Source organism: Mesorhizobium sp. M0276, from assembly GCF_040321755.1.
In the GTDB taxonomy this organism is placed as follows: domain Bacteria; phylum Pseudomonadota; class Alphaproteobacteria; order Rhizobiales; family Rhizobiaceae; genus Mesorhizobium.
The window spans coordinates 170,890-179,350 of sequence record NZ_JAMYSC010000006.1 but is presented as its reverse complement, the minus strand read 5'-3'; the positions used below and the strand labels follow the sequence as shown (position 1 = coordinate 179,350).

Sequence of the window (8,461 nt, the reverse complement as noted above, 5' to 3'; positions counted from 1 at the left end):
CTGTCCTGCTAACGTCTCCACGAAAAGCACCATCCTCAATCCCCTTCGAACACCGGCTTTTCCTTAGCCACGAAAGCCCTGTAGGCGCGCTCGAAGTCGCGGGTCTGCATGCAGATCGCTTGCGCCTGAGCTTCCGCTTCGATCGCCTGGTCGAGGCCCATCGACCATTCCTGGTTGAGCTGCGTCTTGGTGATGCCGTGGGCGAAGGTAGGGCCGGAGACGATGCGCGCCGCCATGTCGAGCGCGTCGGCCTCCAGCGATGCGGCATCGACCAGCCGGTTGTAAAACCCCCAGCGCTCGCCTTCATCAGCGGTCATGGTGCGGCCGGTGTAGAGCAGTTCGGCGGCGCGGCCCTGGCCGATGATGCGCGGCAGGATCGCGCAAGCGCCCATGTCGCAGCCGGCAAGTCCGACGCGGGTGAACAGGAACGCGGTCTTGGCTTCCGGCGTGGCGATGCGGATATCGGAACTCATCGCGATGATGGCGCCGGCGCCGACCGCGACACCATCGACCGCCGCAATGATCGGCTTGCCGCAATTCAGCATCGCCTTGACGAAATCGCCGGTCATGCGGGTGAAGGCGAGAAGCTGCTTCATGTCCATCTTGACCAGCGGGCCGATGATGTCGTGGACATCGCCGCCGGAGCAGAAATTGCCGCCATTGGACAGGAACACCACGGCGTCGACGTCGTCGGCATAGACGAGGTCGCGGAACGTGTCGCGCAGCTCGGCATAGCTGTCGAAGGTCAGCGGGTTCTTGCGCTCCGGCCGATCGAGCCGGACCTTGGCGATCCTGCCCTCGACCTCCCACAGGAAATGCTTTGGCTTGCGCCCGGCCATCTCGGTCATTCGCGTCCCTCCCAGTTGCTGCGGAACGAGGTCAGCATGCCGGTCAGCCGGCGCGCGTCGTCCTCGCTGACCTTGCCCAGCAGTTCGCCGATCCAGCCTTCATGCGCCGCGGCGATAGTGGCAAAGGCCTGCGTGCCTTCGTCGGTCAGCCTCACCATCGAGGTGCGGCGGTCGCCATTGCGCCTCGCACGCGCCACTAGTCCTTCCGAAACCAGCCGGTCGACGATCCCGGTGACATTGCCGTTGGACACCAGCAGGAAGCGCGACAGGTCGCTCATCAGCATGCCTTCCGGCACCCGATAAAGGGCTGCCATCACGTCGAAGCGCGGCAGCGTCGTGTTGAACTCCTTCTTCAGCCGCTCGCGCAGCTCGGCCTCGATCGTGCGCGAGGCACGCAGCAGCCTGATCCACAGACGCAAGCGGTCCTTGCCGGGTCCCGATGGCGCGGGCAGGGGGCCGGCTACCATGTTTCGCCTCCTGAGATGGAAATCGCCTGTCCGGTGATCGATTGGGCGGCGTCGCCACACAGCCACAGCACGGCGGCGGCGACCTCTTGCGGCTGGATGAAGCGGCCTTGCGGATTGGTCGAGGCTAGGCCCGACCGCGCCTGTTCGACCGAACGGCCGGTCTTATCGATGATGCGCTGGATGGATTCCTCCAGCATTTCGGTCTCGACAAAGCCGGGGCACACGGCATTGACGGTGACACCGGACTTCGCCGTCTCGGCAGCCAGCGCCCGCATCAGGCCTATGACGCCATGCTTGGCGGCGACGTAGGGCGCGACATAGGCATAGCCTTTCAGCCCTGCCGTCGAGGCGATGAAGACGATCCGTCCGGCCTTGCGCGCGGCCATCCCGGCCAGCGCCGGCTTCACCGTCAGGAAGGCGCCGGTCAAATTGACGTCGAGTGTCCGCTGCCAGTCGTCGAGTGCGGTCTTGTGCGCTGGCGTGCTGCCGGCCATGCCGGCATTGGCGACGACGATGTCGAACGGCCCACGTGCAGCTTGTGCCGTTTCATAGAGCGAGACCATCGCCGCCTCATTGGTCACGTCGCCGGCGATGCCGAAGATGCGGTCGTTTTCCCCTGCCACCTTGGCAAGCTCCGCTTCCCGGCGGCCGCAAATGGTGACGTCGATGCCGGCACCCGCCAGCGCCAGCGCGATGGCCCGGCCGACGCCGGAGCCGCCGCCAGTGACCAGCGCATGCTTGCCCGCGATCATGCGCCAATCCTCGAGACTTGGCGCCACGTACCCCCTATCGATCGCAAACTCATGCGGTTTCCGCTGGGTCGAACGCAACATAGTCCCCCTCCCCCTTGTGGGGAGGGGCCGGGGGTACAGTGCCGCCGTAGCAAGCGAAAAGCACTCATACTTTCAGCCCCGCCGCTGCGTCGCGCTCGGCCAGTCGGTAGATCTGGTCGCGTCCCGGCAGATAAGGATCCGGCCATTTGACGCCACGGTCGCCAAGCGTGACAGCCGCATGCAGGGTCCAGTAGGGGTCGGCGAGATGCGGCCGTGCCAGCGCCACCAGATCTGCGCGGCCGGCCATCAGGATCGAGTTGACATGGTCCGGCTCGTAGATGTTACCGACCGCCATGGTGGCCATGCCGACCTCGTTTCGGATGCGGTCGGAAAACGGCGTCTGGAACATGCGGCCGTAGACGGGCTTTGCCAATGCCGATGTCTGGCCGGCGGAGACGTCGCAGATGTCGATGCCGGCCTCATGCAGCAGACGCGCGATCTCGACCGCGTCGGCCGGTGTTACGCCTTCGATGCCGACCCAGTCATTGGCCGAAATGCGCATCGAGATCGGCTTCTCCGCCGGCCAGGCGGCGCGCACCGCGCGGAAGACTTCGAGGGGATAGCGCATGCGGTTTTCCAGCGAACCGCCATAGGCATCCGTGCGCCGGTTGGTGACCGGCGTGATGAAAGACGACAAGAGATAACCATGCGCGGCGTGGATCTCCAGCATGTCGAAGCCGCAACGGTCGGCCATCTCGGCGGAGGCCACGAATTCGTCGCGCACTCTGTCCATGTCGGCGCGGTCCATCGCCTTCGGCACCTGATTCTGCGGCGACCACGCGACGGCCGAGGCCGCCATCACCGGCCAGTTGCCTGATACCAGCGGCACGTCGGTGCCCTCCCAGCCAAGCCGGGTCGAACCCTTGGCGCCGGAATGGCCGATCTGGGCGCAGATCTTGGCTTCGGTCTCTGTGTGAACGAAATCGACCAGCCGCTTCCACGCCAATTCATGCTCGGGCGCATAGAAGCCGGGACAGCCCGGCGTGATACGGCCTTCGGGGCTGACGCAGGTCATCTCGATGTAGATGAGGCCGGCGCCGCCTTTGGCCCGTTCGGCATAATGGGTGAAATGCCAATCGGTCGGGCAGCCGTCGACAGCCTTGTATTGCGCCATCGGCGAGACGACGATGCGGTTTTGCAGCTTTAGATCGCGCAGCTTGAACGGCGCGAACATCGGCGCGCGGCGTATGCCGCCGGCGCCCGCCTGGCGCTGGAACCATTCCTCCGCGCCGCCTAGCCATTCGGCATCGCGCAGCCGCAAATTCTCGTGGCTGATGCGCTGTGAACGGGTCAGCAGCGAATAGTTGAACTGCACCGGATCTAGGCCGAGATAGCGCTCGACCTCCTCGAACCATTCGAGCGAATTGCGCGCGGCCGATTGCAGCTTCAGCACCTCGGTGCGGCGGGCATCCTCATATCTGCGGAACGCGGCCTCAAGGTTCGGCTCGGACTCGACATACTCGGCCAGCGCCACCGCGCTTTCCAATGCGAGTTTGGTGCCCGAACCGATCGAGAAATGCGCCGATGCCGCCGCATCGCCCATCAGCGCAAGGTTCTTGTAGGACCAGCGTTCGCACAGCACGCGCGGAAAATTGATCCAGGCCGAACCACGGATATGGTTGGCATTGGTCATCAGCGCGTGGCCGCCAAGATGTTTTTCGAAGATGCGCTCGCAGACGGCGATCGATTCCTGCTGCGACATCGCACCGAAGCCGAAGGCAGCCCAGGTCTGCTCGCTGCACTCGACGATGAACGTCGCGGTATCGCTGTCGAACTGGTAGGCGTGCGCCCACACCCAACCATGTTCGGTTTTTTCGAAAATGAAGGTGAAGGCGTCGTCGAATTTCTGGTTGGTGCCGAGCCAGACGAATTTGCATTTGCGGGTATCGATGTCGGGTTTGAAGATGTCGACGAAAGTGGTGCGCGCCCTGGAGTTCAACCCATCGGCGGCGACGACCAGATCATGCGTTTCCATGTAAGGTCGGGGATCGGCAATGTCGGTCTCGAACAGGAGCTTGACGCCGAGTTCTCGGGCGCGGCGCTGCAACAGGATGAGCAGCCGCTTGCGGCCGATGCCGCAAAAGCCATGCCCGGTCGAAACCGTGCGCACGCCGTCATGAATGACGGCGATATCGTCCCAGTAAGCAAAGTGCTTCTTGATCCAGACGGCGCTGACCGGATCGTTTTTCGACAGATTGTCGAGCGTCTCGGCCGACAGCACGACGCCCCAGCCGAACGTGTCGTCGGCGCGGTTGCGCTCGAACACCGTCACCTCGTGCGCGGCGTCCCTGAGTTTCATCGAAATGGCAAAATAGAGGCCGGCTGGTCCACCGCCGAGAACCGCAACCTTCATGTCTGCGATCTCCTCTTCGCTTGCTGGTTTCAGTATCGCGCCGGCGGCAAATTATTTCAAGCTTAAAGTTTCATATCGAAATGATTCAACGTCGCACCTGTTTGGCGTGGTCGCGGAACATCCGCAAGCACGCATTGCCATCGCTTATCCGGTTCTTCGGGCTCCATAAGACCGTCTCGGCGCGCTTCTCGTAAGCCATGCCCGAGGGATAGCTGATCGCTTCCAGTTGCAGCCCCTACGGCGCCTGGAATGCGGCCCCCACGGCGTCTGGAAGGAGGGGATGGTCTGACCGGCGGTCGCATGTCCGAGGCTCGCTTTTCGGCGTGCGTGTGCATTCATGTCGCGGCCTTGGCGGCGGCAGGGATGTCCAGCCAACCCGGGTCGATTTCCGGCAGCGGAATGGCTGCGATGAGATCGCGCGTGTAGCTCTGCTGCGGATTGTCGAACAAGGCATCGGTGGCGCTCGCCTCGACGATCACGCCTTCGCGCATGACGATCACTTGCCGGCACAGCCGCCGAATGACCGACAGATCGTGGCTGATGAAGGCGACGGTCAGGCCCATCTCGGCCGCAAGCTTTTCCAGCAGGGTCAGGATCTGCGCCTGCGTCGACACGTCGAGGCCGGAGACGATCTCGTCGGCCAGCACGAATTTCGGCGACAGCGCCAAGGCGCGGGCAATGCCGACACGCTGGCGTTGGCCGCCCGACAGTTCATGGCGGTAGCGGCTGGCGAAGCTCTGCGGCAGGCCGACGCGCTGCAACGCCTCGGCGATGCGGGCCTTCAGATTGTCGCCAAGTCCGTTCTGCTTCAGCGGTGCCGCGATGATGGTGGCGATGGTGCGGCGCGGGTTGAGCGACGACATCGGGTCCTGGAAGATCATCTGCAGGTTGCGACGCAGTGGCCTGAGCTCCGCCTCCGGCAGATGCGTGATATCGCGGCCCTCGAAACTGATGCTGCCGGCGCTGGGCTCCAGCAGGCGCACCAGAGCACGGCCGAGCGTCGACTTGCCGGAACCGGATTCGCCGACGATCCCGGTGACCGAGCCCCTGGGCAGATCGAAGTCGAGGCCTTTCAGGATCTCGGCCAGCGGCGCGCGGCCAAACAGCGGCTTGCGCGTCATGTCGGGCAGCGCCACCTTCAGCCCACGTACGGAAAACAGCGGCTCAGCCATGCGGGCGCCTCCAGGCCTGGTCGGCGGCGGCAATCTCGGCGGCAAGCCCGGCCAGTACCGCCTCATCCACGGGTTTCAGCGAAGCGTATGGGTCGGTGTAGCGCGGCGTCGCCGCCATCAGCGCCCGTGTGTAGGGATGCTGGGGTGCTGCGAAAAGGGCAGCCGTCTCGGCCTCTTCCACCACCTTGCCGGCATAGAGCACCGACACTTTCTGGCTGATCTGGGCGACGACGCCGAGATCGTGGGTGACGAACAGGATCGCCGTGCCGTGCTCGCGTTGCAATTGCGCGATCAGCCGCAGGATCTGTTTTTGCACGGTGACGTCGAGCGCCGTCGTCGGCTCGTCGGCGACGATCAGCCGTGGCTCGGCGGCGAAGGCGGCGGCGATCAGCACACGTTGGCGCATGCCGCCGGAAAGCTCGTGCGGATAGCTTTTCAGCACGCGGTCGGGGTCGCGGATCTGCACCTCGTCGAGCAACTGCCGGGTGCGCCGATCAGCCTTGTCGCCACTCCAGCCGAGGATGCGCACCAGCCGGTCGGTCATCTGCGGGCCGACGCGGCGTGACGGGTTGAGCGCAGTCAGCGGATCCTGCGGGATCAGCGCCGTGCGGGCGCCGATCAGCGTGCGCCGTGCCTTGGGCTGAAGCCGGCCGAGGTCCTCGCCCTCGAGCAGCATGTCGCCCTCGACGATGCGCACGCTCGGCGGCAGCACGCCGAGCACCGCCTTGCCGATCATCGTCTTGCCGGCGCCGCTCTCGCCGACCAGCGCGCGCACCTCGCCGGGCTGGACGGAGAGACAGACCGAGCGCAGAACGCGCTGGCCGTTGGGCAGCACCGCGCTCAAGCTGCGGATATCGAGGCAGGGTTTGACGGCTACGCTCATCGCAACACTGGATCGAAACGTGCCTTCAGGGCTTCGCCGAACTGGCTGAACGACAGCACGGTCAGGATCAGCGTGATCAGCGGAAACACCAGCACCCACCAGGCCTGGTGGATCGACAGCCGGCCCTCGGCGATGATGCCGCCCCAGGTCGGATCGTCGGTCGAGATCGACAGATTGACGAAGGACAGGATCGCTTCGACGATGACGGCGATGCCCATCTCCAAGGATAGCAGCGCCACGATCGACGGCACCACATTGGGCAGCACCTCGCGCAGCATGATGCCGATGCGGCCATAGCCTGCGATGCGGGCGTTCTCGACATAATCCATGCGCGACTGGCCCATGGCCTCGGCGCGGATCACGCGGCAAAAGCGCGTCCAATCGATGATGGCGATGGCGAGGATGACGGAGCTCAAGCCTGTGCCGAGCACCGCCACCAGAAGGATGGCAAACAGCACCGGCGGAAACGCCATCCAGACATCGACGATGCGCGAGATGACGCGGTCGGCCCAGCCGCCGAAATAGCCGGCGACCAGACCGAGCATCGAGCCGACCAGACACGCGGCGATGGCGGCGGCGAAGGCGACGATGAAAGCGATGCGGCCTCCGAAGATCAGCCGCGACAACAGATCGCGGCCGAGGCTGTCGGTGCCGAGCCAATAGCCGGGTTCGGCGCCGCTGATCCAGAACGGCGGCAGACGCTGGAGCATCAGGTCCTGCGCCAGCGGGTCCTGCGGTGCGACCAGCGGGGCGAAGATCGCCGTCAGCAGGGCCAGCAGAAGCCAGCCGCCAGCCAGCCACAAGCGCGGCGACACACCTCGCCTTCGAGCACGACCCTCATCCATGGCGCAGCCTCGGGTTGAGCAGCGCGTACATCATGTCGACGGCAAGGTTGATCAGCACGAACAGCAACGCGAAGACCAGCACGATGCCCTGGATCAGCGGCAGGTCGCGGTTGATGACCGCGTCGATCGCCATGTTGCCGAGGCCTTCATAGGAGAGCAGCCGCTCGACGATGACCGTGCCGCCGATGAGGAAAGTGAACTGCACGCCGACCAGCGTCAGCGTCGGCAATGCGGCGTTCCTCAGCGCCTCGCGCAGGATGACCTGCGTTTCCGAGAATCCCTTCACGCGCGCCAGCACGACATAGTCGAGGTCGAGCACTTCCTTCAGCGACTGTTTCAACAGCTGCGAGATGATTGCGGCGAGCGGCAGCGCCAAAGCCACGGCCGGCATGAGCATGTGCTTCAGGAGATCCCAGGTGAGGTCGAAGCGCAGCCGCAGGATACTCTCGAACAGATAGAACTGGGTGACGAAGGGCAGGTCGAGCTGCGGCGACACCCGGCCGGAAATGTCGAAGATCGGCACCAGCACGCCGAACAGCAGGATCAGCACCAGGCCCCACAGGAAGTCAGGAATGGAGAGCGCCGCGCCGCTGGCGATGTCGATGCCGGCTTCCACCGCGGTGCCGCGCTCGCGTGCGCCGAGGATCGCCGTCGTGCCGCCGAGTGCCACCGCCATAAGGAGCGCAACGATGGCGAGCTCCAGCGTCGCCGGCAGCCGGTTGAAGACGAGGCCGAGCACGTCTTGCCGCAGCGAAATCGAAGTGCCGAAGTCGCCCCTGACGACGCCGGACAGCCAGATGAAGAACTGCTGCACGATGGTCTTGTCGAGGCCGTAGAGCGCGCGCAGCCGGGCAATGTCTGCATCTGTCGCGCCGGGCGGCAGCATCATGGCGATCGGATCGCCGGGCGCTACGCGGATCACGATGAAGACGACGACGGCCACGCCGAACAGCGTGATCAGCATCGTCAGGAGACGGATCAGGAATCTTTGCAGGAGCATCTAAATCTTTGCAGGAGCCCGCTGGCTCGTATGCCGGATAGAAAATGCGCGCCGTCGCTA

At 64.7% G+C, this 8,461-nt stretch carries 8 protein-coding genes and 1 pseudogene; all 9 read right to left on the bottom strand.

Annotated elements, in window-relative coordinates:
* Positions 1-35: 35 nt before the first annotated feature.
* The 9 genes and pseudogenes from NKJ01_RS07435 to NKJ01_RS07400 all read right to left on the bottom strand — a co-directional run bounded on the left by NKJ01_RS07435 (position 36) and on the right by NKJ01_RS07400 (position 8,401).
* Positions 36-848, bottom strand: a complete 813-nt coding sequence (locus NKJ01_RS07435; protein WP_023758190.1) for an enoyl-CoA hydratase family protein — start codon at positions 846-848, stop codon at positions 36-38.
* On the bottom strand, positions 845-1,315 hold the full coding sequence (locus NKJ01_RS07430) for a MarR family winged helix-turn-helix transcriptional regulator (protein WP_023758189.1): 471 nt from the start codon (positions 1,313-1,315) through the stop codon (positions 845-847). The genes NKJ01_RS07435 and NKJ01_RS07430 overlap by 4 nt, the downstream gene beginning before the upstream one ends.
* Positions 1,309-2,067 (bottom strand): SDR family NAD(P)-dependent oxidoreductase, encoded by a 759-nt coding sequence (locus tag NKJ01_RS07425; RefSeq protein ID WP_352727137.1) that lies wholly within the window; start codon positions 2,065-2,067, stop codon positions 1,309-1,311. The genes NKJ01_RS07430 and NKJ01_RS07425 overlap by 7 nt, the downstream gene beginning before the upstream one ends.
* Positions 2,068-2,212: 145 nt before the next feature.
* Complete coding sequence (locus NKJ01_RS07420; RefSeq protein WP_352727135.1) at positions 2,213-4,501, bottom strand: bifunctional salicylyl-CoA 5-hydroxylase/oxidoreductase; 2,289 nt, start codon at positions 4,499-4,501, stop codon at positions 2,213-2,215.
* Positions 4,502-4,586: 85 nt separating this feature from the next.
* Positions 4,587-4,795: pseudogene (locus NKJ01_RS36425) on the bottom strand (hypothetical protein); the annotation flags it as partial.
* A 41-nt stretch (positions 4,796-4,836) separates the two neighbouring features.
* A complete protein-coding gene (locus NKJ01_RS07415) occupies positions 4,837-5,673 on the bottom strand; it encodes an ATP-binding cassette domain-containing protein (RefSeq protein ID WP_352727133.1) in 837 nt (278 codons plus the stop codon).
* Entirely contained in the window at positions 5,666-6,556 is an 891-nt protein-coding gene (locus tag NKJ01_RS07410; protein WP_352727131.1) for an ABC transporter ATP-binding protein, read from the bottom strand. Before NKJ01_RS07410 ends, NKJ01_RS07415 begins: the two co-directional genes overlap by 8 nt.
* Positions 6,553-7,401: an ABC transporter permease gene (locus NKJ01_RS07405; protein WP_352727129.1), complete on the bottom strand. Its 849-nt coding sequence runs from the start codon at positions 7,399-7,401 to the stop codon at positions 6,553-6,555. The genes NKJ01_RS07410 and NKJ01_RS07405 overlap by 4 nt, the downstream gene beginning before the upstream one ends.
* Positions 7,394-8,401: an ABC transporter permease gene (locus NKJ01_RS07400; RefSeq protein ID WP_352727128.1), complete on the bottom strand. Its 1,008-nt coding sequence runs from the start codon at positions 8,399-8,401 to the stop codon at positions 7,394-7,396. Before NKJ01_RS07400 ends, NKJ01_RS07405 begins: the two co-directional genes overlap by 8 nt.
* Between the last annotated feature and the right edge of the window lie 60 nt (positions 8,402-8,461).

Coding starts and splice junctions, on each gene's coding strand:
- NKJ01_RS07415 (WP_352727133.1), bottom strand. CDS start 5,673: ATGGCTGAGCCGCTGTTTTCCGTACGTGGGCTGAAGGTGGCGCTGCCC.
- NKJ01_RS07410 (WP_352727131.1), bottom strand. CDS start 6,556: ATGAGCGTAGCCGTCAAACCCTGCCTCGATATCCGCAGCTTGAGCGCG.
- NKJ01_RS07420 (WP_352727135.1), bottom strand. CDS start 4,501: ATGAAGGTTGCGGTTCTCGGCGGTGGACCAGCCGGCCTCTATTTTGCC.
- NKJ01_RS07405 (WP_352727129.1), bottom strand. CDS start 7,401: ATGGATGAGGGTCGTGCTCGAAGGCGAGGTGTGTCGCCGCGCTTGTGG.
- NKJ01_RS07425 (WP_352727137.1), bottom strand. CDS start 2,067: ATGATCGCGGGCAAGCATGCGCTGGTCACTGGCGGCGGCTCCGGCGTC.
- NKJ01_RS07430 (WP_023758189.1), bottom strand. CDS start 1,315: ATGGTAGCCGGCCCCCTGCCCGCGCCATCGGGACCCGGCAAGGACCGC.
- NKJ01_RS07435 (WP_023758190.1), bottom strand. CDS start 848: ATGACCGAGATGGCCGGGCGCAAGCCAAAGCATTTCCTGTGGGAGGTC.
- NKJ01_RS07400 (WP_352727128.1), bottom strand. CDS start 8,401: ATGCTCCTGCAAAGATTCCTGATCCGTCTCCTGACGATGCTGATCACG.